Source organism: Microbispora hainanensis (genome assembly GCF_036186745.1).
Taxonomy (GTDB): domain Bacteria; phylum Actinomycetota; class Actinomycetes; order Streptosporangiales; family Streptosporangiaceae; genus Microbispora.
The window spans coordinates 1496121-1520844 of the sequence record NZ_CP108086.1 but is presented as its reverse complement, the minus strand read 5'-3'; the positions used below and the strand labels follow the sequence as shown (position 1 = coordinate 1520844).

The 24724-nt window shown below is 70.7% G+C and carries 24 protein-coding genes; 9 read left to right on the top strand and 15 right to left on the bottom strand.

Going from position 1 to position 24724, the window contains the following annotated elements; genetic code table 11:
* The first annotated feature begins 27 nt into the window (after window positions 1-27).
* Window positions 28-750, top strand: a complete 723-nt coding sequence (locus OHB01_RS06900) for a TetR/AcrR family transcriptional regulator (RefSeq protein ID WP_260617446.1) — start codon at window positions 28-30, stop codon at window positions 748-750.
* Window positions 751-1114: 364 nt separating this feature from the next.
* Here the strand turns inward: OHB01_RS06900 and bldC are convergent, their stop codons facing one another.
* Complete coding sequence (gene bldC / locus OHB01_RS06895) at window positions 1115-1318, bottom strand: developmental transcriptional regulator BldC (RefSeq protein ID WP_013133571.1); 204 nt, start codon at window positions 1316-1318, stop codon at window positions 1115-1117.
* 420 nt (window positions 1319-1738) lie between these two features.
* Window positions 1739-2605, bottom strand: coding sequence for a hypothetical protein (locus OHB01_RS06890; protein ID WP_142650620.1), 867 nt, complete (start codon window positions 2603-2605; stop codon window positions 1739-1741).
* 134 nt (window positions 2606-2739) lie between these two features.
* Between OHB01_RS06890 and OHB01_RS06885 the strand changes: the two genes are divergently transcribed.
* Together OHB01_RS06885 and OHB01_RS06880 are read left to right on the top strand one after the other, a co-directional pair.
* A complete protein-coding gene (locus OHB01_RS06885) occupies window positions 2740-3858 on the top strand; it encodes a Leu/Phe/Val dehydrogenase (RefSeq protein ID WP_260617447.1) in 1119 nt (372 codons plus the stop codon).
* 151 nt (window positions 3859-4009) lie between these two features.
* Window positions 4010-4240, top strand: coding sequence for a DUF3073 domain-containing protein (locus OHB01_RS06880; RefSeq protein ID WP_079315184.1), 231 nt, complete (start codon window positions 4010-4012; stop codon window positions 4238-4240).
* 662 nt (window positions 4241-4902) lie between these two features.
* On the opposite strand, the gene purM is transcribed toward OHB01_RS06880, so the two are convergent.
* Entirely contained in the window at window positions 4903-5931 is a 1029-nt protein-coding gene (gene purM / locus OHB01_RS06875; protein ID WP_142650622.1) for a phosphoribosylformylglycinamidine cyclo-ligase, read from the bottom strand.
* Entirely contained in the window at window positions 5928-7364 is a 1437-nt protein-coding gene (gene purF, locus OHB01_RS06870; RefSeq protein ID WP_142650623.1) for an amidophosphoribosyltransferase, read from the bottom strand. The genes purM and purF overlap by 4 nt, the downstream gene beginning before the upstream one ends.
* Before the next feature lie 183 nt (window positions 7365-7547).
* Between purF and OHB01_RS06865 the strand changes: the two genes are divergently transcribed.
* Window positions 7548-8150: a DUF4190 domain-containing protein gene (locus OHB01_RS06865; RefSeq protein WP_142650624.1), complete on the top strand. Its 603-nt coding sequence runs from the start codon at window positions 7548-7550 to the stop codon at window positions 8148-8150.
* Between the two features lie 54 nt (window positions 8151-8204).
* Here the strand turns inward: OHB01_RS06865 and OHB01_RS06860 are convergent, their stop codons facing one another.
* Window positions 8205-8645: a sterol carrier family protein gene (locus tag OHB01_RS06860; protein ID WP_328855099.1), complete on the bottom strand. Its 441-nt coding sequence runs from the start codon at window positions 8643-8645 to the stop codon at window positions 8205-8207.
* Between the two features lie 132 nt (window positions 8646-8777).
* On the opposite strand from OHB01_RS06860, the gene OHB01_RS06855 reads away from it, so the two are divergent.
* Complete coding sequence (locus tag OHB01_RS06855; protein ID WP_142650626.1) at window positions 8778-9164, top strand: hypothetical protein; 387 nt, start codon at window positions 8778-8780, stop codon at window positions 9162-9164.
* A gap of 41 nt (window positions 9165-9205) precedes the next feature.
* Here the strand turns inward: OHB01_RS06855 and OHB01_RS06850 are convergent, their stop codons facing one another.
* Window positions 9206-10630: an MFS transporter gene (locus tag OHB01_RS06850; protein WP_142650627.1), complete on the bottom strand. Its 1425-nt coding sequence runs from the start codon at window positions 10628-10630 to the stop codon at window positions 9206-9208.
* A 109-nt stretch (window positions 10631-10739) separates the two neighbouring features.
* On the opposite strand from OHB01_RS06850, the gene OHB01_RS06845 reads away from it, so the two are divergent.
* The gene (locus tag OHB01_RS06845) at window positions 10740-11435 is read left to right on the top strand and encodes a TetR family transcriptional regulator (RefSeq protein ID WP_142650628.1); all 696 of its coding nucleotides are present in this window, start codon (window positions 10740-10742) and stop codon (window positions 11433-11435) included.
* Here the strand turns inward: OHB01_RS06845 and OHB01_RS06840 are convergent.
* Complete coding sequence (locus tag OHB01_RS06840) at window positions 11342-12793, bottom strand: MFS transporter (protein WP_328709037.1); 1452 nt, start codon at window positions 12791-12793, stop codon at window positions 11342-11344. The two genes, OHB01_RS06845 and OHB01_RS06840, sit on opposite strands and share 94 nt — an antisense overlap.
* A 378-nt stretch (window positions 12794-13171) precedes the next feature.
* Here OHB01_RS06840 and OHB01_RS06835 point away from each other — a divergent pair, with 378 nt between their 5' ends.
* Window positions 13172-14005 (top strand): hypothetical protein, encoded by an 834-nt coding sequence (locus OHB01_RS06835; RefSeq protein WP_328855098.1) that lies wholly within the window; start codon window positions 13172-13174, stop codon window positions 14003-14005.
* A 160-nt stretch (window positions 14006-14165) separates the two neighbouring features.
* Window positions 14166-14822 (top strand): class I SAM-dependent methyltransferase, encoded by a 657-nt coding sequence (locus OHB01_RS06830; RefSeq protein WP_142650630.1) that lies wholly within the window; start codon window positions 14166-14168, stop codon window positions 14820-14822.
* A 37-nt stretch (window positions 14823-14859) separates the two neighbouring features.
* On the opposite strand, the gene OHB01_RS06825 is transcribed toward OHB01_RS06830, so the two are convergent.
* Window positions 14860-15039, bottom strand: coding sequence for a helix-turn-helix domain-containing protein (locus tag OHB01_RS06825; RefSeq protein WP_328709039.1), 180 nt, complete (start codon window positions 15037-15039; stop codon window positions 14860-14862).
* Between the two features lie 59 nt (window positions 15040-15098).
* Window positions 15099-16268, bottom strand: coding sequence for a helix-turn-helix domain-containing protein (locus OHB01_RS06820; protein ID WP_328855097.1), 1170 nt, complete (start codon window positions 16266-16268; stop codon window positions 15099-15101).
* Between the two features lie 108 nt (window positions 16269-16376).
* Here OHB01_RS06820 and OHB01_RS06815 point away from each other — a divergent pair, with 108 nt between their 5' ends.
* Complete coding sequence (locus OHB01_RS06815; RefSeq protein WP_261985878.1) at window positions 16377-18485, top strand: M6 family metalloprotease domain-containing protein; 2109 nt, start codon at window positions 16377-16379, stop codon at window positions 18483-18485.
* Window positions 18486-18487: 2 nt separating this feature from the next.
* On the opposite strand, the gene OHB01_RS06810 is transcribed toward OHB01_RS06815, so the two are convergent.
* The 6 genes from OHB01_RS06810 to OHB01_RS06785 form a co-directional block, all read right to left on the bottom strand.
* A complete protein-coding gene (locus tag OHB01_RS06810; RefSeq protein ID WP_147944118.1) occupies window positions 18488-18721 on the bottom strand; it encodes a hypothetical protein in 234 nt (77 codons plus the stop codon).
* 174 nt (window positions 18722-18895) lie between these two features.
* A complete protein-coding gene (gene purL, locus OHB01_RS06805; RefSeq protein ID WP_142650634.1) occupies window positions 18896-21148 on the bottom strand; it encodes a phosphoribosylformylglycinamidine synthase subunit PurL in 2253 nt (750 codons plus the stop codon).
* Window positions 21149-21832 carry a phosphoribosylformylglycinamidine synthase subunit PurQ gene (gene purQ, locus OHB01_RS06800; RefSeq protein ID WP_142650635.1) on the bottom strand — a complete coding sequence of 228 codons (684 nt, stop codon included), beginning with the start codon at window positions 21830-21832 and terminating at the stop codon, window positions 21149-21151.
* 180 nt (window positions 21833-22012) lie between these two features.
* Window positions 22013-22462 carry an ATP-binding protein gene (locus OHB01_RS06795; RefSeq protein ID WP_142621993.1) on the bottom strand — a complete coding sequence of 150 codons (450 nt, stop codon included), beginning with the start codon at window positions 22460-22462 and terminating at the stop codon, window positions 22013-22015.
* A 174-nt stretch (window positions 22463-22636) separates the two neighbouring features.
* The gene (gene purS / locus OHB01_RS06790) at window positions 22637-22882 is read right to left on the bottom strand and encodes a phosphoribosylformylglycinamidine synthase subunit PurS (protein ID WP_142561095.1); all 246 of its coding nucleotides are present in this window, start codon (window positions 22880-22882) and stop codon (window positions 22637-22639) included.
* 188 nt (window positions 22883-23070) lie between these two features.
* Complete coding sequence (locus OHB01_RS06785) at window positions 23071-24645, bottom strand: PucR family transcriptional regulator (protein WP_168066365.1); 1575 nt, start codon at window positions 24643-24645, stop codon at window positions 23071-23073.
* Window positions 24646-24724: the final 79 nt, after the last annotated feature.

Genomic DNA, 24724 nt, shown 5'->3' with positions numbered 1-24724 from the left:
AGGTGGGGATTCGCTAGGGTGCGAGGTGTGAGTGCCACACGCCAAGCGGAAGACGGGGCACGGCCGGCGCGACGCAGGCTCAGTGTGGACCGGCGGCGTGAGGAGCTCATCGCCGCCGCGCTGGAGCTCTTCAGCAGACACGACGCCGAGGACGTCTCGATCGACGACGTGGCGGCCTCCGCGGGCGCGTCGAGGGCGCTCGTCTATCACTACTTCGGCGGCAAGCAGGAGCTCTACGTGGCGGCCCTGCGGAGCGCGGCGGCCGAACTGCAGGCACGGTTGCAGGCGCAGGGCGAGGGCGGGCCGCTGGAACAGCTCGGTGCGGGCCTGACGCGTTACTTCGACTTCGTCGAGGAGCACGCGGCCGGCTTCGCCGCGTTGCTCAGGGGAGGCCCGGCGAACCGCACCGGGGAGATCGGCGAGATCGTCGACGGGGTACGGCAGCGCATGCTGCGCATGATCGTCCATCAGATGGGGGTCGACGCGCCCGGTCCGGTGTTGCGCGTCACGCTGAGATCGTGGGTCGCCTCGGTGGAGACGGCCGGCCTCGACTGGCTGGAGCACCGCGACATGGCGCGGGCCGAGCTGGAGCGCCTCCTGGTCGACCAGATGGTCGCGCTCCTGCGGGCGGCGAGCGGGCGGGATCCGGGGGTGCGGGTGCTTCTGGAGACCCTGCTGCCCACGTACGCGGCTTCCGAGCACGCGTCACCTGAAAGCGTGGCGTTCGGCGACCGAGCACCCGGCATCTGAGAGCTCGGCGTCCGAGAACGCGTCATGCGAAAACGTGCCATGCGAAAACGTGCCACGCGCGAACGTGCCATGTGACAACGCGTCACCTGCGAACGCGCCGTCCAAGGACCTGGCTCCTGAGAGCCGGGCACCTGGGAGCCCGGCTTCCGCGAACCGTGAGGCCGTTCCCTGAACCCTCACCGCGTTCAACGGGGGGAACCGCCGGGGGTGAACGGAGATCGTACGCGCGGGGAGGCGCCGGGCGGGCGGCGCCGACCCCAGATCCCCTCCCATGACCGGTGGGCGGTCATGGGAGTGTGGTGGACGCGCTCACATCCCCGACGCGAGCGCGCCGTCGTTCCCCCCGTGGCGTGACGGCCACGTCCTACTCGGACCGCTGCTGCGGAATCCCCGCGAGCAGTGCCCGGACCTCGGTCTCCCGGTAACGCCGGTGACCGCCGAGGGTGCGGATGGACGTCAACTTGCCCGCCTTCGCCCACCGGGTGACGGTCTTGGGGTCGACACGGAACATCGTGGCGACCTCCGCCGGGGTGAGCAGTGGCTCGGCCTCGGGTGTACGAGCTGACATTTGTGCGGCCTCTCCTCCGTGTGGACCGCCGGCAGCGATCCTGCGACTTGTCTGGCGCAAGTGCCCCTTCCGTCAAGCCCTGCCCGGTCGCGTCGGCCGGAGCGGCGTTGTCCGCCTCGACGCCGCTGCGCTCGGGGAAATCCTGTCGGTCGCGGCACTGTCACGGATGTCCGTCAATGATCCAAAAACGTGCGGTTTCTAGGACCATTTACGGCATCACCCGATGTGACCATACAGCCACGTAGTGCGATTGGCGAGCCCTCTGGGCACAACGTCTCGACCACGGGTTGATGTCACGCTCGGTGATTCTAGCGACACGTTTCGTGGTATCGCAGTGAAAACGGCAAACTACTCAGTTCGTAGATGTGAGATCGACGCAGCCATGACCTGAATTGGCAGGTCAGGGGATGTTCATGACCGTCAGTTTGCCGACTCCAGGGCGCGAATCGACCTCCAGCGGAGAATCACGCGCTGATACATCGCGAAGGCAAGTTCCTCCTGACCGTTGTCCAAACCCGCGAGGGCGGTCGCCACCTCGGCGACGGACTGGTCGCCCTGGAGAGTGCGGTCGTCCATCAGGTGGACGAGGCCGCCGTAGTCGAGCTCCACCAGCGAGTGGGGGTGGAACTCCTCCAGCCAGCGGCCCACCTCCTCGACCTCGGTGAGGGCCGCCACCTGCCCGACGTGCCTGCGGATCACCACCAGTGCCCGGGCCACCCGGCGCCGGGCCTGCGCCATCGAGGTGACGTACAGCATGTTCCTGGGCGGCGCGGCGGTGGTCTGCGCGCCGGCCTCGGCCGGCTGCTCCGAGCCCAGCACGAGCCAGCGCTCGGCCGAGTCGAACGGCACGAACCACGCGATCGGCACATGCCAGGTGCTCGTACGGATGTGGGTGCGCAGGGACTGCTCTCCCCGCTTGAACCGGTCGAAGTCGTCGGCGGTCTGCTCCGCGATGGCCTGCGGCACGAACCGGGAGGCCAGCTTGACCGGGACGCTCCCGCGGAACGACGCGAACGCCAGCCACGACCGCAGCCTGCTCTGCCATGGGCAGACGTACAGCGTCTCCTCCACCCGGCGCAGGTAGGCGTTGGGGCTTTCCCGCTCCGGCGCCGGCAGCGGCGGGACCGACAGCAGCCGGCGGACCGCCTCGCCGTGTTCGACCTCGAGCGCGCCCGCCCGGCGCGGCCGGTCGCGCGAGTCCGCGTACCGGGCCCACCGAGCCTGATCTTGCGGGGTGAAAGCGGTCAGCGGCTCGTACACACGGAGATAGGCGGCGTAGGGGAGCACACCAGAATCGTGCCACGTCGCGGGACACCTGTGCAGCACCGTCCCGGGTTTTCATGATCGTTTTATGGGGTCGTCCGATAAGCTGGAGGCCGATCGCCGCAACGAGGCGGCGTACACGATCAGGAGTCACCACCGTGACCGACGTTTTCGGGCTGTCCCACAAGGATTCCAGCTCCGGCGGCGACACGAACCCCGCCCAGCCGGTGCGACACGAACAGGTCGTCTTCTGCTCCGACGAGCGTAGCGGCCTGTACGCCATCATCGCGATCTACAGCACCGCCCTCGGACCGGGGCTCGGCGGCACCCGGTTCTATCCCTACCCGAGCGAGCAGGCCGCGCTCGCCGACGTGCTCAACCTCTCCCGGGCCATGGCGTACAAGAACGCGCTGGCCGGTCTGGACCTCGGCGGCGCCAAGGCCGTCATCATCGGCGACCCCTCGGCCGACAAGAGCGAGGCTCTCCTGCGGGCCTACGGCAGGTTCGTCCAGTCGCTCGGCGGGCGCTACTACACCGCCTGCGACGTGGGCACCTACAGCGAGGACATGGACGTGGTGGCGCGCGAGTGCTCCTACGTCACCGGCCGCACGCAGGAGCACGGCGGCGCCGGAGACTCCTCCATCCTCACCGCCTTCGGCGTGTTCCAGGGGATGCGGGCCGCCGCCGACCACGTGTACGGCGCCTCCTCCCTGCGCGGCAGGCGGGTCGGGATCGAGGGGGTCGGCAAGGTCGGCCACCGCCTGGTCGAGCACCTGCTCCAGGACGGCGCCGAGGTCGTGATCTGCGACGTGAACGAGCGGGCCGTCGAACAGGTGCGGCAGCGCCACCCCGAGGTCGAGGTCGTGCCCGACGCCGCCACCCTCGTGGCGTCCGACATCGACGTGTACGCGCCCTGCGCCCTCGGCGGCGCGCTGGACGACGAGACCGTCCCCCGGCTCAAGGCGAAGATCGTCTGTGGCGGGGCCAACAACCAGCTCGCCCACCCCGGCGTCGAGAAGCAGCTCGCCGAGCGGGGCATCCTGTACGCCCCGGACTACGTCGTGAACTCCGGCGGGGTCATCCAGGTGGCCGACGAGATCGAGGGCTTCGACATGGACCGCGCCCGCGCCCGGGCGGCGAAGATCTTCGACACGACCTTGAAGATCTTCCACTCGGCCGAGGAAGAAGGCGTCCCTCCCGCCGTCGCAGCGGATAGGCTGGCAGAGCGGAGAATGTCAGAAATCGGTCGGCTAAGGGGTATTTGGCTCCGGCGCTGACCGCCGCCGCTCGTACGACGTACCGAGCGGCGCACAAACCAGGTACGGTAATAGGCGAACGAGAGACTGACGCCTGAAGTCAGGTGGCGTCGGTGCGCGGTGCGTTAGTGACGAGGGGTCGGGCACGGCCCCGCATGAGGGGGTCGAGCCAATGGGGCGCGGCCGAGCCAAGGCCAAGCAGGTCAAGGTCGCCCGTCAGCTGAAGTACAACAGCGGCGGGACGGATCTTGAGCGCCTGCGCGCGGAGCTCGGAGTCGTGGACGCCGACGATTCCGGCCACAGTGACGAGCATGACCCTTACGACGAGTTGGCTGATCGCTACGCCGATTACGCGGCCGTCGACGACGACGACGGCGATGACGACCGCCGTGGGCGGCGTTGACCCGGTTCTGATCGCCAGGTGAGTGACCCGGCGGGGGACGTTCCCGCCGGGTTCTCTCAATGTCCGCGAGTCGCTCTCCCGTCCGCCCCTCGCCTCGGGGGTGCGGGGACGGGCGCGGAGGGAGCGCCGGTCGGCCGCACCATTGTGGATGGCCGTAATCAGGGACCGTTGCGGACGGCCGCATAAGTGGCCGGACCCGGTCACCGCCGGTCGGTGTGTCATGGGCGTGTTCCCTCATCGCCGGCTCGGCCGGATCGCGGGCTGCGGTCTCCTGGAAACCGCTTGGTCCCCGTGGTGGCGGGCCGTTGTGGCCGCCGCCACATCGTGCTGCCCGGACACGCGTGCTGCCCGGACACGCCCGGCGGCGGACCCTGTTCGATCGGCTCCGCTGCGGCGGCTGTGGCGGCGTCGTCCCGGAAGTGACGGATCTCACGTCGATGACGGACGCCCGCCGGCCGTAGGCGCGGGCCGGGCGGACCGCCGCGACGCGGGCCGCCCGTTCGACGGCGCTCCCAACGGCGCTCCCAGGGGGTCGGCCGCGGCTGTCACGCCGGCGAGCCGTCACACTACGACACCTTCCGGTGCCCGTTCGGCCGGCCGCGGCCGTCCCGTCACCGCGCCGGCGAGAACGCCCTACCGGCCGGCGTTCGTCCGGCCCGGCCTTACTGGCGGAAACGGGCCCGTCCCTCGCCCTCGACGACCTCGCCCAGCACCCAGGCGGGCAGGCCGCGACCGTTGAGCAGCGCGAGCGCCTTGTCGGCCTCCGCCGCCGGGACGATCGCGCACATGCCCACGCCGAGGTTGAACGTCTTGTCCATCTCCTCCTGGGGCACGCCGCCGTGTCCGCCCAGCACCTCGAAGATCGCGGGCGGGGTCCAGGAGCCCCGGTCGAGCAGGGCGTCCACCGTGCCGGGCAGTGACCTGGCCAGGTTGGCGGCCAGCCCGCCGCCGGTGATGTGCGCCAGCGCGTGCACCTCGGTCTCCCGGATGAGCGCCAGGCAGTCGAGCGAATAGATGCGGGTGGGCTCCAGCAGCTCCTCGCCGAGCGTACGGCCCAGCTCGGGCAGCTCCTGCTCCAGGCGCAGCCCGGCGGTCTTGATCACATGCCTGACCAGCGAGTAGCCGTTGGAGTGGACCCCGCTGGAGGCCAGCCCGAGCACCACGTCGCCCGGCACGACCCGGTCGGGGCCGAGCATCTCGTCGGCCTCGACTACCCCGGTGCCCGCGCCCGCGAGGTCGTACTCGTCGGGGCCCATCGCGCCGGGGTGCTCGGCGGTCTCCCCGCCGACCAGCGCGCAGCCCGCGAGCCGGCACCCCTCGGCCACGCCGCCGACGATGTCGGCGATCCGCTCGGGCACGACCTTGCCGCACGCGATGTAGTCGGTCATGAACAGCGGCTCGGCCCCGCAGACGACGAGGTCGTCCACGACCATGCCGACGAGGTCGATGCCGATCGTGTCGTGCTTGCCGAGCTGCTGGGCCAGCATGACCTTGGTGCCCACACCGTCGGTGGACGTGGCCAGCAGCGGCCTGCGGTAGCGCAGGAACGCCGAGGCGTCGAAGAGCCCGGCGAAGCCGCTGGCGTCGTCGACGACCTCCGGGCGCCGGGAGCGCGCCACCCGCGACTTCATCAGCTCGACCGCGCGGTCACCGGCCTCGATGTCGACGCCGGCGTCGGCGTAGCTGGTCATCGCTGAGCCTCCAGCACGAACTTGCCCACCCTGTCGTCCTCGATCGGAATGGGGTACTCGCCGGTGAAACACGCGCGGCAGAGCCGTTCGGCCGGCAGCGTGGTCGCCCGGGTGAGCCCCTCCAGGGAGATGTACCCGAGGGAGTCGGCGCCGAGCGAGGACCGGATCTCCTCGACCGACAGCGACCCGGCGATCAGTTCCGCCCGGGTGGCGAAGTCGATGCCGTAGAAGCACGGCCAGGCGACCGGGGGCGAGGAGATCCGCACGTGGACCTCGGTGGCCCCGGCCTCGCGCAGCATCTTCACGATGGCCCGCTGGGTGTTGCCGCGGACGATGGAGTCGTCCACGACCACCAGGCGCTTGCCCTCGATGACCTCGCGCAGCGGGTTGAGCTTCAGGCGGATGCCGAGCTGGCGGATGGTCTGCGACGGCTGGATGAACGTCCGGCCGACGTAGGAGTTCTTCACCAGGCCCTGGCCGTACGGGATGCCGCTCTCCTCGGCGTAGCCGATGGCGGCGGGCGTGCCGGACTCGGGCGTCGGGATCACGAGGTCGGCTTCCACCGGGTGCTCGCGGGCCAGCACACGGCCGACCTCGACCCGGGTGGACTGCACGCCGCGCCCGGCGATCGTGGTGTCGGGGCGGGCGAGGTAGACGTACTCGAACAGGCAGCCCTTGGGCTCGGCGGGCGCGAAGCGCTGCGTGCGGACCCCGCGCTCGTCGATGGTCAGCAGCTCGCCGGGCTCGATCTCGCGGATGAACGACGCGCCGACGATGTCGAGCGCGGCGGTCTCGGACGCGACCACCCAGCCGCGCTCCAGCCGGCCCAGCACGAGCGGGCGGATGCCCTGCGGGTCGCGGGCGGCGAACAGCGTCGTCTCGTTCATCCAGACGAGCGAGTAGGCGCCCTTGACCTCCGGAAGCAGCTCGGCCGCCACGTCCTCGACCGGGCGCGAGGAGTCCTGCGCCAGGAGGGCGGTGAGCACCTCGGTGTCGGTCGTCGCCCGGATGGAGCCGGGTGCGAGCCCTTCCGCGAGGTGGGCGGTGTTGATCAGATTGCCGTTGTGGACGAGCGCCAGCCCCTTGCCGTCACTGGAGTTCAGCGTCGGCTGCGCGTTCTCCCAGACACTCGATCCGGTGGTGGAGTAACGGCAGTGGCCGATCGCCAGATGCCCCCGCAGGGTGCCGAGGATCGACTCGTCGAAGACCTGGGCCACCAGGCCCATGTCCTTGTAGACGAGAATGCGGTTGCCCTCGCTTACCGCGATGCCCGCGGACTCCTGTCCGCGGTGCTGTAAGGCGTAGAGCCCGTAGTAGGTGAGTTTGGAGACGTCCTCCCCGGGCGCCCATACACCGAAGACGCCACAGGCGTCCTTCGGAGCGCGGTCCTGGGGGTCGAGGTCATGGCCCAGCCGGCCGTCGCCCTTCAACACGTACTTGAGTCTATTTGGGCGTTGGCGCTGCTCAAACCCGGGCATGCCCTTCAGCCGCCGCAAGCATCACCCGCCCTTTGCCGTGTCACCCCTGCTCACACGCGGATTTCGGGGCAGCCTGGGCTTCCGGGCAGGCCCTGAGAATCGGATTTCGGGCCCGGAACCGGCAGGGGAGGGATGATCGTGGCGACACCCGACGACCCCGGGGGGCCGCGGGAGCCGTACGGCCCGGGGGCTCCGGAGGAGCGGGAGCCGTCGGCCGGGATGCCGGAAGAGCCCGCCGGCCCGCCGTACGGGGGACCGCCCTATGGCCGGCCTCCCTACGAAGGGCCGTCTTACGGGCAGCCGCCGTACGGTCAGCCTCCGTATGGTGAACCTCCGTATGGGCAGCCGCCGTACGGGGGGCCGCTGCCGCCGCCTCCGGGGCCCGGCGGACGCCCCGGCGGCCCGTGGGGGCCGCAACCGGGCGGCGGGCTCGGGACGGCCGCGCTGGTGCTCGGGATCTGCTCGATCGTCCTGTTGCTGGTCTGCGGGATCGGCACGCTCGTGGCGATCGTCGGGATCGTCATCGGCATCGTGGCGATCGCCAAAGACTCCAACCGGGGCAGGGCGATCGGAGGGCTGGTGCTGAGCACGCTGACCCTGCTGCTCGCCCTGATCATCAGTGTGGCGCTCTACAACTGGTTCACGACCAAGCACGTCGGCGAGTGCTTCGACCGCCGGCTCTATCCCACCCAGGAGGACGCGCAGCGCTGCGTGCAGGACCGGCTCTCCGGGATCCAGTGACCCGTGTTCCCAGAGAGCCCGGTCACCAGAGAGCCCGGTCACCAGAGAGCCCGGTCACCAGAGCGGGAGCAGCGCGGACAGGTCGGCCCGTGCGCCGCTGGCCGCGATCTTCCCCGCGGCGGTGGCGTCGGCCCACGACAGCCGGCCCGTGGCCAGTTCGAGCCAGGTGCGGGGGTCGGTCTCGATGACGTTGGGCGGGGTGCCCCGGGTGTGCCGGGGCCCCTCCACGCACTGCACCGCCGCGTGCGGGGGCACCCGCACCTCCACCGACCGTCCCGGCGCCCGCGCGGCCAGCTCTTCGAGCAGGTGCCGTACGGCGGCGCGGGCGGCGGCCCGCAGCGGCGTGAGCCCGGCCTCGTAGGCGTCGAGCACGGCCAGCACGCACGCGTTGCCGGCCATGCTCTCGGGGCCGTCGAACGGCGGCCTGCCCAGATCGGCGAGCTGGGCGTCGAGCGCTTCCCTGATCTTCCCTGGGTCGATTCTGCGTGCCGGCACCGGCCCATTGTCCCGGATCCCGCCCGATGTCGCGCGAAATGGTCGCCCGTCTCCGTACATGAGAGGGGTGTACGCACCAGATCCGGCCCGAGCCTGATCGGCGGAAAGGTCCTCACCACGCCTTCCTACGCCGTGACCAAGGACTCCCACGGCGTCGTGCTGGTCACGATCCGCGACTTCCGTGACGTCGCGGGGCTGCGGAAGCAGCTACGCGACCTCGGGGTCCCCGCCGTCGTCGACTACGTGCCCGCGGGCAAGCGGTGCCGGGGGCCGCGCGGCAGCAATGTGGAGAACATCCCCCGGGGCCTCTACACCACGCCGATGAACATCCCGGGGGAGAAGGAGGGCTGGCAGATGCGGATCGACACCCGGCTGTTCGAGCCCGGCCAGACGATCGTCTGGACCGTCACCGCAATGCCCGATGGGGGAAGCAGCACCAGCACGATCCTCATGAACGACCCGGTGACGCCGTGCGTGCTCGTGCCCGGCGAAACCCGCGATAACGTGATCAAGGAGTAGGACATCCCCGTACGGCTCGGCGCGGAGCCGTACGGGGGGACTCATGCGACGGGCTCGGCGACGGCGGGTTCGCTGGGCTCGGCGGAGGCGGAGGCGGCCCGGGTGCGGCGCAGGGAGTAGACGCTGACCGGGACGCCGACCAGCACGATCGCGGCCGCGATCACCAGCGTGAACCGGTAGGCCTCAAGGAAGGCGTGCAGTGGAGCGCCGCCGACCGCGCTCTGCCTGGCGCTCAGGATCGCGCCCAGGATCGTGATGCCGAGCAGGCCGAAGACCTCGCGGGAGACGTTGAGCACGCCCGAGGCCACGCCCGCCCGCGCGGGGGGCATCGCGTTCAGCACGACGTTGGTCAGCGGGACGAGCAGGCCGGCGCCCGCGCCGTACAGGAGGAACCAGGGGAGCAGGTCGAGGTAGTGGGAGCCCTCGCCCGCGCTCGACAGCCCGCCGATGGCCACCGCCATCAGGCCGAGGCCGGCGGCGACCGTGCCCGCGCTGCCGAAGCGCTCGGCGATCCGCGGTGAGACGCTCGCGATCACCGCCATGAGCAGCGCCATGGGCACGAAGCCCGCGCCCGCCTCCGTCGGGGAGAACCCGAGGGCGCTCTGGAGATAGAGCGCGGTGAAGAAGTAGATGCCGAAGACGCCGAACGACCACAGGCCCATCGACAGCAGGCCGCCGCTGAAGACCCGCTCACGGAACAACGTGAGGTCGATCATCGGCTGCGCCGTACGGGACTCGACGACCAGGAACGCGACGGCGGCCACCGCGAAGGCCGCGAACGCGCCGAGGATCGGCGCCGAGGTCCACCCACGCGACTCGCCCTCGATGAGCGCGTAGGTGAGGGCGAACAGCGCCACGGCGGAGGTGGCCAGGCCCGGCAGGTCGAGAGAGGAGCGCCCGGCCGCGGCCCGCTCGACCCTGATCGAACGCAGGCCGATCACGGCCGCGATCACGCCGATCGGCAGGTTGATCAGGAAGATCCAGCCCCAGTCGGCGTTCTCGCTGAGGAACCCGCCGGTGAGCGGGCCGATCGCGAGGGCCAGGGCGCCGACCGCGCTCCAGATGCCGACGGCCGTCGCCCGCTCGCGCGCGTCGGGGAAGATCCGCGGCAGCAGGGCCAGCGTCGACGGGGTCAGCAGTGCCGCGCCGAGCCCCTGCACCGCGCGCGCCGCGATCAGCGTCTCCTGGCTCCCGGCGAGGCCCGCCGCCACCGACGCGAGCGTGAAGACCGCCAGGCCGCCGAAGAACGCCGTACGGGGGCCGAAGACATCCGCCAGACGTCCCCCGGCGAGCAGCAGGCCGGCGAACACCAGGATGTACGCGCTCACGATCCACTCAAGGCCGGAGATCGTCAGCGCCAGGTCGCGCTGGATCGTCGGCAGAGCCACGTTGACCACGTTGTTGTCCAGGTAGGTCATGAACGTCGCGAGCGACACCGCGACCAGCGCCCACCATCGTCCGGACATGCGTCCTCCTCATGTACGAGGTACATGTACGGCGTACATGTACGGTGCATAGGAGACCTTGTACGGCGTATAGTTGTCAAGTGCCGATGAGGTAGGGAGGCTGCGGGCCATGGCGCACGCGGAGCGGCTGAGCCGCCTGAGTCTGATCGAGAAGGCCCTTGAGCTGGCCGACGCCGAGAGCCTGGAGTCGGTCACGGTGCGGCGGCTCGCCCAGGAGCTCGGGGTGACGCCGATGGCGCTCTACTGGCACGTCAAGAACAAGGACCAGTTGTTCGTCTGCCTCGCCGACCATCTGCTCGCCCAGGTCACTCCCGAGTTCGACCCGGCCGCGCCGTGGAACGAACGGCTGCGGGTGATGGTGGAGGCGCTGATCCGGGTGATGCGGCAGCACCGCTACATGCCGGGGCTGTTCGCGATGGTCGAGAAGCAGGATGTGTCGAACTTCAACCGCGCGACCGACACCGCGCTCGACCTGCTCTCCCAGGCGGGCTTCACGCTGAGCGAGGGCTACGCCATCTCCACCTACCTGCTGCACGGCGCCATGGCTCTGGTCGACAACGAGCCCGGCTGCCCCGGAGCGGCCAGCGCGATGGAGGCGGCCGAGCTGCGCAGGCAGAAGCGGCTGACCCTGGAACGGCTCCCCGCCGACGAGTTCCCCCGGATCGTCGAATACGCCAGGGAGATGGAGGCCGAGCCCGACCTCGACGCCTACTACGCCTTCGGCCTCGACCTCCTGATGTCCGGAGTCGAGGCGATGGCCGCGAAGAGGACGCCCAGCAGCGCGACGCAGAACAACACGAGATAGGTCGTGCGGAACCCCGTCATGAGCTGCCGCAGCGCGACCGGGGACACCTGCGACAGGGTCCCCGCGTAGACCTGGTCGCGCAGCGCCGGCGCGACGGACGCGGTCAGCACGCTCAGCGTCGTCGCCACGCTGAGCACGACGCCGACGTTCATGACCATCATGCGGAAGCCGTTCACCACCCCGCGGCTCTCCTCCGGCAGTGCGCTCATGACCTGCGTCGTGTTGCCGGTCAGGAAGGCGCCGCTGCCGCATCCGCACACGAAGAGCCCGATCCCGATCACCCAGTAGGGCGTGGCCGGGCCGGCCGAGACCGTGAGCACGAGCAGCCCCGAGGCCGTGAGCACGCACCCGCCCACCGACAGCGCATACGGGCTCACCCGGCGGCCCAGCGCGCCCGCGAGGGGAGAGGCGAGGGTCATGCCGACGGGCACCGGCAGCACGCCCAATCCGGCGGCCAGTGCGTCGGAGCCGCGCGCGGCCTGGAAGTAGAGGCCCGCGAGCAGGATCAGCGACGAGCGCGCGAGCGCGTTGGCGAACGACGCCAGATTGGCGAACAGCAGCATGCGCCCGCCGAAGAGCGTGAGGTTCAGCACCGGGTTGCGCGCCCTGCGCTCCACGGCGAACAGCGCGGGGACGAGCGCGGCGGCGGCCACGCCGGGCAGCGGCTCGCCCTGGCTGATGGCGATCAGCACGGCCGACAACGCGGCGAACACGACCAGGTTCCCCAGCGCGTCCACGGACTGCCGGGGGCCGGCCGGGACCTTCCGCAGCACCGTCGCGCCCCACACGAGCGCGACCACGCCCGCCGGGACGTTGATCCAGAAGATCCATCGCCAGCCGAGCGTGTCGGCGATCAGGCCGCCGAGGGTCGGCCCGGCGAGCTGGGCCACCGAGAGCGTGGCCATGTAGACGCCCATCCCCTGGCTGAGCCGATCGGGCGGGAAGGCGGCGGTGACGATCACCGTGCCGTTGGCGAGGATCATGGCCGCGCCGAGCCCCTGAAGCGCCCGCAGGGCGATGAGCACACCGACGTCCGGCGCGATCCCGGCCAGCAGCGACGCCCCCGTGAACAGGGCGAACCCGACGAGGTAGACCTCTCGCCTGCCGAGCAGGTCGGCGACGCGGCCGAAGAACACCAGCGTCGCGGTGCTGATCAGCAGGTGCGCGAGCAGGATCCAGCTCGACGCCAGCGGCCCGGCGTCGAAGTGCCGTACGACCGAGGGGAGCGCGACGTTCAGCGTGCTGGAGCTGAGCCCGATGAGGACGAGGCCGAGGCCGGTGACGGAGCAGACCCTCCAGGCGTACCGGAGGGCCTTCGCATGCTCGGGGGAGCCGGGTTCCAGGGGGGTGTCGGCCATGCCGTCGATTGTGGCGTGCGCCGTACGTCTGGATCTTCCTGGGGTGATCACCGCGGCCCCGAGGCGGTTTGGAACGTTCTTGACCGCCCGGGCTTACGGATAGCGGAGATGCGCATACGTGATGTTTCGCAGGACAACCTCCATATCCCTCGGCGCGTGATTAACGTACGCAACTTCTGTATTCCGCGCACCTTCGTGCGCCTCAGAAAGGGAAGTCCCGTGGCTATCAAGTTGCCGGGCGGACGCACCATCGGCCTGATGACGGCTGGTGCTCTGGCTGGATCGGTCCTGGTTCTGGGTGGCGCTGCCACCGCTTCGTCGGCGAGCGACGCGCCGCTGTACGCGTGTGTGAACAAGAGCACGCGGTATATGCGGCTGGTGAACGCCACGACGAAATGTAAGCCGACCGAGACGAAGGTGTCGTGGAACAGGACCGGTCCACAGGGTCCGGTGGGGATCGGCGGCACCGGTCCGCAGGGCCCCAAGGGCGACACCGGTGCTCAGGGCCCCCGCGGCTTCCGCGGTCCCCAGGGTCTGCGCGGCCCGGCCGGTCCGCAGGGTCCCAAGGGCGACACCGGCGCCCCGGGCAAGGACGGCGCCCCCGGCAAGGACGGCAAGGACGGCAAGGACGGCGAGCGCGGTCCCGTCGGTCCGCAGGGCGAGCGTGGTCCGGCCGGTCCGCAGGGCCCCAAGGGCGAGAAGGGCGACCGCGGTCCCGCCGGTCCCGCCGGTCCCGCCGGTCCGCAGGGGCCCAAGGGTGACAAGGGCGACCGCGGTCTCCAGGGGGAGCGCGGTCCCGCGGGCCCGGCGGGTCCCAAGGGTGACACCGGTCCGCAGGGGCCGAAGGGCGAGAAGGGCCTCAAGGGCGACGCCGGCGAGGACGGCAAGAGCGCCTGCGACATCTGGAAGGGCCACGCCTGCACCTCCAAGGACGAGGCCGACTTCCTCAAGTGGCTCAAGAGCCAGGGTGGCAGCGGCGGCGCGCCCACCCTGAGCACCCGGACGTCGAGCCAGAACATCTCCGGAAACAGCGGCACCGCCTCCTGCGCGAACGACGAGAGGGTCACCGGAGGCGGCTTCAAGGTCAGCTCCAGCAGGACCGTCACGGGCAGCTACATGAGCGGCAACGGCTGGACCGTCGAGCTGACCGGCAACGGCGGTGGGAGCGGCAGCAACGGCATCGTCTACGCCGTCTGCGCGAAGATCTCGTAAGTGCGCCGAAGCGCGCCGGTGGAGTCCGTGGGGGCTTCGCCGGACGCGCCGCACCTGCTTGCCGTACGCGACGAGGCGTTGGCGTACGGCACTGCGAAGGCCCTTCCGGAGGGGTTACCGGAAGGGCCTTCGTCGGTTTTGGGCACTAGGGTGCTCGGTCATGACCGAGCCCTCCTATCTGCGGGTCGCCCGGGCGGCCTACGACACCGTCGCCGCCGACTACGCCGATCGCCTTCGCCACCGGCTGGACGACGAACCGTTCGAGCGCGCGATGCTCGCCGCGTACGCCGAGATCGTGCGGGCGTCGGGCGTTCCGGGGCCGGTGGCCGACGTCGGCTGCGGGCCGGGCCGGATCACGGCGCACCTGCACGCGCTCGGCCTGGAGGACGTCTTCGGTGTCGACCTGTCGCCGGGCATGATCGAGGTGGCCCGGCGCGACCATCCGGGCTTGCGGTTCCAGGAGGGGACACTGGCGGCCCTCGACATCGCCGACGAGACTCTCGGCGGCGTCGTCGCGTGGTATTCGATCATCCACACCCCGCCGGAGGGACAGCCCGCGGCGCTGGCCGAGTTTCACCGGGTGCTGGCCCCGGGCGGGCATCTGCTGCTCGCCTTCCAGGCCGGCGACGAGCCCTTCCACGCGACGGAGGTCTACGGTCACCAGGTCGCGCTCGACTTCCACCGCCTGTCGCCGGACCGCGCGGCGACCATGCTGGCCGAGGCGGGGCTGCCGGTGGTCGCACAGTTGGAGAGCGCACGCCGCGAGTTCGAGCGAACCCCCCAGGCATACCTCATCGCCCGCAAACCGCCCCGGTGACGAGACCAAAGAGCCCGCCAACCGAGGCCGGGAAGTCTCAGGCGACCTTCACCGAGTGATCTCCGAAGTCGGCCACCACGTCGAGCCTTCCGCCCAGAGCCACTACATAGGAACGAAGCGTGTCAAGCCCCCCAATCTGACCATGCTCGATCTGGGAGACTCGTGCCTGGCTCACGCCCATCCGTTCCGCCATTGCATAGATCGAGAAACCAAGCATGCACCTCGGCGTGCAGGGTAATCTCCCAGGTCATGCAGGCAATATAAGACATCCTTATATCACTGGCTGGTGATTTCGGTTTCCAGGGGGAGGGGGGACGGGCGGTAGCGGCCGGAGAGGCGGGCGAGCTTGAGGCTGAGATGCAGGCTCAGCCGCTCCTCGCCGTCCCGGAGGTCGGTCTCCGCGAGCTCCTCGACGCGGCGGAGGCGGTAGTAGAGCGACGTACGGTGCAGGCGGAGCCGGCGGGAGACGGCCTGGGCGTTGCCGGCGAGGTCGAGGTAGATCTCCAGGGTCTCCAGCAGCGGCCGGTGCTGGGCCTCGCCCAGCATCTTGGCCACCCCCGGATGGAGGTTGCCGTGCGGCACTCCGGACAGCATGCGATAGACGCCGAGGCGGTCCCACTCCGCGGAGCGGCCGAACTCCGGCACGTTCGCGACGACCTCGACGGCGTGCAGCGCCTCCTCGTACGAGCCGGCCGCGAGGGAGAGCGAGGGCCGCGGCGAGCCGACCCCGACCAGGACCGGCGTGCCGAGGGCCGCGTGCATCTCCTCGGGAAAGGCGGTGGTGCCCGCGGTGAGCAGCACGGCGTGGTCGAAGCGCACCAGATGCAGGGGATGGTGCCTGGCCAGGCGCCGCCGCAGGACCAGCAGCCCGCGCTCCAGAGTCAGCCGCAGGGTCTCGTCGGTCCCGCCGCATGCGGGCCGGGCGACCGCCACGGTCACGGGCGCGTTGTGTGGGAACGCGCCCGCCTCGATCAGAGGCCTGTCGGCGTCGGGCTCGCGGAGCAGCAGGCCGGTGACGGCCTCTAGTTCGCGACGCGAGGCGAGCTCGGTGACCAGGCTCTCGTGGAACAGGGTGAGGGCGAGGGCGGGCGCGGCCTCCGCCGCGATCGCGATCTCCTCCTCGGTCATGGCCGGGGCCGCGTCGATGAACCAGAGGAAGCCGAGCGGCAGGCCGTCGTGCCGTACGGGGACGCAGACCCGGGGCAGCAGCCCCAGCTCCGGGGCGCCGGGCGTGCGCAGCGGCCTGGTCGCCTCGTGGATGCCCGCGGCGCGGAGGAAGGCGCGCACGTCGGGGGTGGTGTGGCGGCGGAGGATCGAATGGCGGCGGACGTCGTCCATCGGCCCGTCCTGCTCGCTGTACGCGACGACGCGCTGGCGGCCGTCCTCGAGCAGCAGGGGTCTTTCGAGGCGAAGCGCGAGGTCGTCCACGATTCGCTGCAGATCCACCACTCGGCCTCCACCTGGGCGCTTCGACATTTGTAGGAGAAGGCCCTGCTGGTCTTCCTTACAAGTGACCGATGATCTCCGTCAATAGTCTCTATAGCGTCATAATTCGTGAAACTCTCAAAAACACTGTTCCCGGGCATAGTGGCGGCCATCGCGCTCGTCCCGCTCGCGCTGGCGGCGGCTCCCGCCTCCGCGGCCCCCGGCGGAGACCCCGATCACCCCTGGCGGCGTGACCACTGGCCCCAGGTCCAGCCCTGGCAGCGCGACCAGCCGGACGAGATGCAGGCCCTGCGTGGCCGCGCGTCGCGCGTGGTCGCGCCGATCGACCCGCAGAACTGGAAGAACCCCGACCACATGACGTGGGCGGACTACAAGAAGATCCCGGGCACCGACTGGGCGAACCCCGCCGTGAAGGGCTCGACGCGCACCTTCAAGGGCGCGCTCGTGCTGCTCGACTACCCCAACCAGCCGTTCGTGGTCACCCAGCCGCAGAACTCGACCGTGTTCGGCAACCCCAGCTCCCAGGCCCACGACATCCCCCGTGACCAGGTCGCCAAGTTCTACCAGGACTTCCTCAACACCCCCAACGAGCTCAACAGGGGCCACACCCTGCACGAGTACTGGATGGAGGACTCGGGCGGCCGGTATGGCGTCGACCTCACGGCGTTCGGCCCCTACACCATGCCGGGCAAGTCGTACGAGTACGCGATGGAATACCAGCGCGACGCGTGCCCGGCGGGGGACAACTGCAACAGGAACCTGCGTACGGACGGCAAGGCCGCCTGGGTCGCCGACGTCGGCCAGGACGTGGCGAGCCGGTTCGACTTCGTCTTCTACCTGAGCGCCGGTCAGGACGAGTCGTCGACCTGGCAGGAGTTCGGCATGATGAAGTTCCCCACCAAGGAGGACGTCACCGACGACTTCGGCCCGCCCGACCCGAACCTGCCCAACTGGTCTCGGACCCGCTACGTGGACTGGACGTCCTGGGCCGCCGGCTCGACGTTCTGGCCCAACGCGAACATCGGCGTCGACTCCGTCCAGGCCGAAAGCTCCGGCCAGGGGGTGTTCGCCCACGAGTTCAGCCACATCCTGGGCGTCCTGGACAACTACAACAACCCGTACGGCAACCCGCCGGTCCGGTCCTACACCGGCATCTGGGAGATGCTCAGCCGCGGCAGCTTCAACGGCCCCGGCGGCCCGCACAGCCGCTGGCTGATCCCGCCGACGGCGGGCGCATCGATGGGCGCCCAGCACATGCTGCGCAACAAGATCAAGCTGAACATGGTGGACGAGCAGAACGTCCTGCGCCTGTCGCGTGAGGCGCTGCGCGACTCCGGCATGGTCGTCGCCAAGGTGACCGCGCGCGAGGTCCAGCCGGGCAAGAAGGACCTGACGGGCGTCAACATCTCCTTCGACACCGGCGACAAGTCAACCGGGTCGTGCACCCAGCAGACCGACCCGCTCTGCGACGGCGGCGGCTACGACAACTACACCGTCGAGGTCGTCGACCGGATGGGCAGCGACTCCTTCACCCCCGACTCCGGCGTGCTCCTGGCCAAGACCAAGAACCAGGACCGGGCGCCGTTCGAGTGGGTGATCGACGCCAACCCGCAGGACATCGACATGACCGACTACGTGCTGCCCGACGGCACCGAGGTCCCGATCACGATCGGCGACTATCGGCAGCTCGCCGACGCCCTCTTCCACGCCGGCACCGACTCGGGCAGCCAGTACGAGTACGTCGACGAGGCCAACCGCCTGCACTTCTACATCACCGACGTGCAGCGCGACGCCAAGGGAATCCTGTCGTACACGGTGGCGATCAAGTCCCTCGACGGCGCGGGCCCGCAGAAGCGGGGCGTGAAGCTGCTGCCGGGCGCCGGCGTCCCCGGCGCCGAGAAGGGCGTGTCGATGTGCAGCTTCCCGCTGTTCAACACCGGCAAGGCCGCCTCCGCTCAGGGTCAGCACCCCGAGGACGTCAGCGCCTACCTGAACAGCGACGTCTACCGGCTGAAGGCCGAGGTCGAAGGGAACGGCTGGACCACGATCACGCCCAACGCCCTCGCGGCCGTCGACTTCGGCGGCAAGGAGACCGTCACCGTCTTCGCCCAGCAGTCCGCGGGCGGCAGCCGTCACGCCACGGTGAAGCTCACGGCCACCTCCGAGAGCGACCCGTCCAAGACGATGACCGCCACCTGCCACGTCAACGGTCACTAGGGTTAGCGCCCGCCCTCCCGGCCACCCCTCCCGCCGTGTCGGCGACGCCCTGCGCCGGCGCCGTGACCACCGGGCCGGGGTGCGCCGGAGGGTTCGGCCAGGCTGAAGGCGACCGCGTCCGTGCGCTCGTCGATCGCTCCGGGCAGGTCCGCGGGCGGCACCGTACGTACGTCGAGATCGTGCGCGAGCCAGGGGAACAGGTTCGACGTCTGCTCGATGTCGGGGGACGACGACACGCGAACCCGGCGGCAGCGAGGCCGCGACCGGGGCCAGCACCTGCGACGCGGAGGCGCCCGGAGATCCGCCGTACTCCCGTCGGCACGGCTCGGCACGCGTCGGCGACGACCGTGACAGGCGAAGGCCCTTCCGGACGACTATCCGTCCGGAAGGGCCCTTTCACTCGATCGAGATCAGCCGAAGACGCGCGGGAGCGCGGACGCGTGCACCCCGCGAAGCTCCTCGACCGGGACCTCGAGGACGCCCTCGACCGTGAGCGCGGAACCGCCGGTGACGCCGAGTCCGGAGCAGGGAACCTCGTAGCGGGCGCACAGGTCGGCGAAGGCGTCGAACGCCTCGGGCCGCACGCACACCAGCGCCCGCGCGGCCGACTCGCTGAACAGCTCGACGAAGGCGTCCTCGCCTGGCAGGGTCACCGTGCAGCCGACGCCCTGGGCCAGGCACGACTCCGCCAGGGCGACGGCGAGACCGCCGTCGGACAGGTCGTGCGAGCCTTCGAGCAGCCCGCGCGCCGCCGCCTCGGTCAGCACCGCGGCCAGGCCGCGCTCGGCCTCCAGGTCCGCCTGCGGCGGGAGGCCGCCCAGGTGCCCGTGGGCGACGTGCGCCCACTCGGAGCCGCCGAACTCCTCGCGGGTCTCGCCCAGCAGGAGCACCCGCAGGTCCGGAGCGGTGAAGCCCTGCCTGACCCGCTGGGCCACGTCGTCGATCACGCCGAGCACGCCGACCACCGGCGTCGGGTTGATCGCGGTGGAGCCCGTCTGGTTGTAGAACGACACGTTGCCGCCGGTCACCGGCACGCCCAGGGTCCGGCAGGCGTCCGCGAGCCCGCGTACGGCCTCGGAGAACTGCCACATGACCTCGGGGTCCTCCGGCGAGCCGAAGTTGAGGCAGTTGGTGACGGCGAGCGGCTTCGCGCCGGTCACCGCCACGTTGCGGTACGCCTCGGCCAGCGCGAGCTGGGCCCCCGTGTACGGATCGAGCTTGGCGTAGCGGCCGTTGCCGTCGGTCGCGAGCGCGATGCCCCGCGTGGTCTCCTGGGCGCCCGGCATGACCTCGGAGATGCGCAGCATCCCGGCGTCGGCGGGCTGGGCCAGGACCGTGTTGCCCCGGACATACCGGTCGTACTGGGAGGTAACCCACTCCTTCGACCCGAGGTTGGGCGAGCCGAGCAGGGTGAGCAGGGTCTCCCGCAGGTCCTCGGGCCTCGGCAGGCGCTCCGGGCCGTCGGCGTTGAGCGCCGCCTGCCCGGCGGGCTCGTGGAACGGGCGCTCGTAGACCGGGCCCTCGTCGGCGGCCGTGCCCGGCGGGATGTCGACGATGACCTCGCCGTCCCACGTCATGACGAGCCTGCCGGTGTCGGTGACCTCGCCGATCACGGTCGCCGGCACGTCCCACTTGTCGCAGATCGCCATGAAGGCCGGGATGTCGTCGGGCGTGACGACCGCCATCATGCGCTCCTGCGACTCGCTCATGAGGATCTCCTCGGGCCGCAGCGTGGGGTCGCGCAGCGGGACGAGGTTGAGGTTCACCTCCATGCCGCCGGTGCCCTTGGCGGCCAGCTCTGTCGTGGCGCAGGACACCCCGGCCGCGCCGAGGTCCTGGATGCCGACGACCACGTCCGCCTGGTAGAGCTCAAGGCAGCACTCGATCAGCAGCTTCTCCATGAACGGGTCGCCGACCTGCACGGCGGGCCGCTTGGCCTGCGACTCGTCCTCGAAGGTGGCCGACGCCAGCACCGACGCGCCGCCGATGCCGTCCGCGCCGGTCCTGGCGCCGAACAGCACGACCTTGTTGCCGGGGCCCGGCGCGGTGGCCAGCTTGATCTGGTCCTTGCGCAGCAGGCCGACGCACAGGGCGTTGACCAGCGGGTTGCCGATGTAGCAGGGGTCGAAGACGACCTCGCCGCCGATGTTGGGCAGGCCGAGGCAGTTGCCGTAGTGGCTGATGCCCTCGACCACGCCCGGCAGCACGCGGCGCGTGTCGGGCTGGTCGGCCCCGCCGAAGCGCAGCGAGTCCATGACCGCGATCGGCCGGGCGCCCATCGACATGATGTCGCGCACGATGCCGCCGACGCCGGTCGCGGCGCCCTGGTGCGGCTCGACGTACGACGGGTGGTTGTGCGACTCGATCTTGAAGGTGGCGGCCCAGCCGTCGCCGATGTCGACCACGCCGGCGTTCTCGCCCATGCCGACGAGCAGGGCCTCCGACTTGGGCGCCTTGGTGCCGAACTGCCGCAGGTGCACCTTGGACGACTTGTAGGAGCAGTGCTCGCTCCACATGACCGAGTAGATCGCCAGCTCGGAGCTGGTCGGACGGCGGCCGAGGATGTCGCGTACGCGCTGGTACTCGTCCTCCTTCATGCCCAGCTCGGCGTACGGCTGGCGCTCGTCCGGCGTCTCCAGCGCACGGCTCACACTGTCGAGCATTTACGCGTTCACCAGTCTCTTCAGGATCGAAGTGAAGAAGCCGCGGCCGTCGACGCTCGGCGCGCCGGTCAGCTCCTCGACCGCGTGCTCGGGGTGGGGCATGAGGCCGACGATGTTCCCGGCCTCATTGGTGATCCCGGCGATGTCGTTGAGCGAACCGTTCGGGTTGCCGCCCGCGTAGCGGAAGACCACCCGGCCCTCGCTCTCCAGCGCCGCCAGCGTCTCCGCGTCGGCCACATAACGGCCCTCGCCGTGCTTGATCGGCAGCACGATCTCCTGGCCTTCGGCGAAGTCCGCCGTCCATGCCGTACGCGTGTTCTCCACGCGGATGAGCTGGTCGCGGCAGATGTAGTGGAGACCCTCGTTGCGGGTCAGCGCGCCCGGCAGCAGGTGCGCCTCGCAGAGGATCTGGAAGCCGTTGCAGGTGCCGAGCACGGGCAGCCCGGCCTGGGCGGCCGGGATCAGCTCGGTCATGAGAGGGGAGAACCGGGAGATCGCCCCGCAGCGAAGATAGTCGCCGTAGGAGAACCCTCCGGGCAGGAAGACGGCGTCGACTCCCTTGAGGTCGTGATCGGCGTGCCACAGGGGCACCGCCTCCGCTCCGGCCAGCCGTACGGCTCGCGCGGCGTCCTGGTCGTCGAGTGTTCCGGGGAAGGTGACGACGCCCACCCGGGCAGCGCTCATGACAGTTTTCCCTCCAAGGGTTCCCGCCAGGGCGGACGCCACCGTCATCGGGCCGGACGGCGGTCTGTGGCGGTACACCTCAGGGTATCGGAGCCGCCAAATCGGCTCCGCGCGCGGAGTCCTGCTTCCGATCACACGTCACGCCGGGCCCGGGCCCGGCGTGGTGCGGAGCCGTGATTCTCAGACCCCGGCGAAGTGGCAGTCGAGGGTGAGGTGGTGGGCGATGGCGTCCTCGTCCCAGTCGAGTTCCTTGCACAGGCGCACGATCGTGCCGCGCCCGGGCGTGATGTCGAACGAGAGATCGTCCACGACGGCACGCATGATCAGGATGCCCCGGCCGTTCTCGGTCTCCGCCGGCGGATATTGGCGGGGGATCATGTGCAGCCCCTCGCCCTCGTCCGCGACGCGCAACTCGCAGCGGCCGTTGCCGATGGTGGCCATGACCTCGTAGCGGTTGGCGGGACCACCGTGCCGCACCGCGTTGGCGCACGCCTCGGACGTGGCCAGGAGTATGTCGGAAACGCACTCCTCGGTCACCCCGAGAGACCGCAGCGCGTCTCCTACCACCCGGCGAACCATCGGGATGCCGATCGCATCCCGTGGCATCGCCAGAGAGAACTCAATGTCCACCGGACCCCTCCCCGGTGTCGAAGGTCACCAAGAGAGGCTTCCCCGATGAATCAGGGCTAACCGCAAAATCACGTCCCCGTTATTCAGCGCGCACCGGATAGGTGGCTTCGAGACGGACCGATGCCTGATTAGGGGTGGACACGCCGCCGGAATAGCGATGTGAAATGTGTCACTTCACCCTTCGACGCGGATGGTGAAGTCCTCGATCACCGTGTTGGCGAGCAGGGTTTCGGCCATCTTGCGGACGTCCGAAAGCGCGGCCTCGTCGGCCGGGCCGTCCAGCTCCAGCTCGAACCGCTTGCCCTGACGCACTCCGGAGACCCCGGAGAAGCCGAGTCGCGGCAGCGCCCGCGCGATCGCCTGGCCCTGCGGGTCGAGGATCTCCGGCTTGAGCATGACGTCGACGATGACGCGCGCCACGATGTTCCTCCAATTCGAGTGAGGCCCGCCGATTCGGGGAAATCCGCCCGTTCGGGGGTCCGTTTGGGGTCAAGCCTAGTGCCGCGCCGCCGGCTCGCCCCCGACGGGCCGGGACGCCCCGCCTCGCGGCGGACCGGGGCGGGCGTGGTGCCGCGCCGGCTCGGCTCCGGCGGGTTGAAGGGGCCGGCTCAGCTCCTGCGGCCCGGCGGGACGAATTCGTCCAGAGACAGGGCGAGCCACAACTCCAGGCGGTCGCGCGCCTTGCCGAGGTCGCGCCCGCAGACGCGCTCGGCCGTCCGCAGGCGGGCCCGCATGGTGTTGCGGTGCACGCCGAGGCGTCGTGCCGCGACCTCGACGTTGGCGCCACAGTCGAGGAAGGTTCTGACGGAGGAGGCCAGAGCGCCGCCGTGCCGCCGGTCGTGCTCCCGCAGCGGCTTGAGCACCACGTCGGCGAAGCGGGCCGCTCCTTCGGGGTCCAGGGCGTCGCGCAGCAGCGCCCACGGCTCGAGGTCGTCGACGTGCGTGTATCCCGGGCCGCCGGCGAGAGCCGTCGCGTGCCGTACGGCGGAGGCGATCTCGCTGATGTCCCGTGCGCCGCACGCGCCCGCGCAGATGTCCAGGCCGGTGAGCGCGCTCAGCCGTTCGACCAGGGCGGGGCCGAGCCGAGGCTCGGTCTGTGGCACCACCAGGAGCAGCCCGCCGGCGCGCGGGCAGACGAACACCGTCTCCTCGGCGGCCGGGTCCCCCATGACGTCGCTCAGCGCGTCCAGCGCGGGATCGGCCAGCGGCGGCGCCTCGCCCCGGGCCACGGCCACGATCACCTCGTACGGCGGGGGTGGCATGGGGCAGATCTCGGCGAGCCGGCCGGTCGTGAATAGCGGTGCCGCCCCGCCGCCCGCGGCGCGATCATCGGCGGCGCCGGCCATGCCGTCGAGGACGGCGCTCAGCACGGCGGCGCGCTGGGCGTGCGCCCGGGCACGGGCCTGGTGCAGCCCCACCAGCTCGATCGCCAGCAGGCTCGCCGCCTGGTTGGCCAGGATCCTGGTGTGCCACTCGGTCGACGCGCCGTGGAGGGCGAGCCAGCCGCGGGGCGGCCCGGTGAAGCCGAGGCTCTGCACCTGGAGCACCCGGTCGCCCCGGTCGATCATCATCGAGCCGCGGGGGCCGGTGAGCTGACCGACCGCCTCCGCCGCCTCCGCATGCCACGGCCGGACTCCCTCGGGATGGGACACGCGGGGCCGCCCCCGGGGATCGAGCAGGAGCGTCTCGCAGCCGGTGTGTTCGGCGAGCGCGCGGAGGATGCCGAGCGAGCCGTGCCGCAGCGCGGCCCGGGCCATCGCCTCCTGCGCCGCCGCGGCCCGCCGCTCGCCGCGGACCCGTTCGTCGGCGTGCCAGCGGGCCACGGCCTCCGCCACCGCGATGAACGGCGTCCTGCCGGTGATCTCCAGCAGGGGCAGCCCGAGCCGGTCCGCCGCCTCGACGATCTCGCGGGGAATCTCGGCCAGGTGCTCGTCCAGCGCGAAGGCAAGGGCGGCGCAGCCCGCCCGGCTCAGCCGCTCGACGTACTCGCCGCGTTCCCGCGCGGACGCGGGCAGCCCGAGCCCGACCGTCATGACCAGCTCGCCGCCGCGCAGCCAGGGCACGGGATCGGCCAGCTCGGTCGCATGGGCCCACCTGACGTGGTTGCCCTGTCCGCTGTGGCCCGCGATCAGGCGGATCTCCAGCATCGGCATGGTCAGCACGTCGGCGACGGTGAGCGGCATGACGTCTCCTGTGCACTTCGCCCGAGAAAGCCCCGACGATAGTGCAAATCGCCCACATTGCTCCTGTTTGGCCTGATCG

What these genes read in the sequence shown, in the direction of transcription:
- OHB01_RS06825 (WP_328709039.1), bottom strand. Translation starts at nt 15,039, where the DNA reads ATGCTTGGTTTCTCGATCTATGCAATGGCGGAACGGATGGGCGTGAGC.
- OHB01_RS06880 (WP_079315184.1), top strand. Translation starts at nt 4,010, where the DNA reads ATGGGGCGCGGCCGAGCCAAGGCCAAGCAGGTCAAGGTCGCCCGTCAG.
- OHB01_RS06850 (WP_142650627.1), bottom strand. Translation starts at nt 10,630, where the DNA reads ATGTCCGGACGATGGTGGGCGCTGGTCGCGGTGTCGCTCGCGACGTTC.
- purM (WP_142650622.1), bottom strand. Translation starts at nt 5,931, where the DNA reads ATGACCAGCTACGCCGACGCCGGCGTCGACATCGAGGCCGGTGACCGC.
- purQ (WP_142650635.1), bottom strand. Translation starts at nt 21,832, where the DNA reads ATGAGCGCTGCCCGGGTGGGCGTCGTCACCTTCCCCGGAACACTCGAC.
- OHB01_RS06845 (WP_142650628.1), top strand. Translation starts at nt 10,740, where the DNA reads ATGGCGCACGCGGAGCGGCTGAGCCGCCTGAGTCTGATCGAGAAGGCC.
- OHB01_RS06785 (WP_168066365.1), bottom strand. Translation starts at nt 24,645, where the DNA reads ATGCCGCTCACCGTCGCCGACGTGCTGACCATGCCGATGCTGGAGATC.
- OHB01_RS06830 (WP_142650630.1), top strand. Translation starts at nt 14,166, where the DNA reads ATGACCGAGCCCTCCTATCTGCGGGTCGCCCGGGCGGCCTACGACACC.
- OHB01_RS06840 (WP_328709037.1), bottom strand. Translation starts at nt 12,793, where the DNA reads ATGGCCGACACCCCCCTGGAACCCGGCTCCCCCGAGCATGCGAAGGCC.
- purL (WP_142650634.1), bottom strand. Translation starts at nt 21,148, where the DNA reads ATGCTCGACAGTGTGAGCCGTGCGCTGGAGACGCCGGACGAGCGCCAG.
- bldC (WP_013133571.1), bottom strand. Translation starts at nt 1,318, where the DNA reads ATGTCAGCTCGTACACCCGAGGCCGAGCCACTGCTCACCCCGGCGGAG.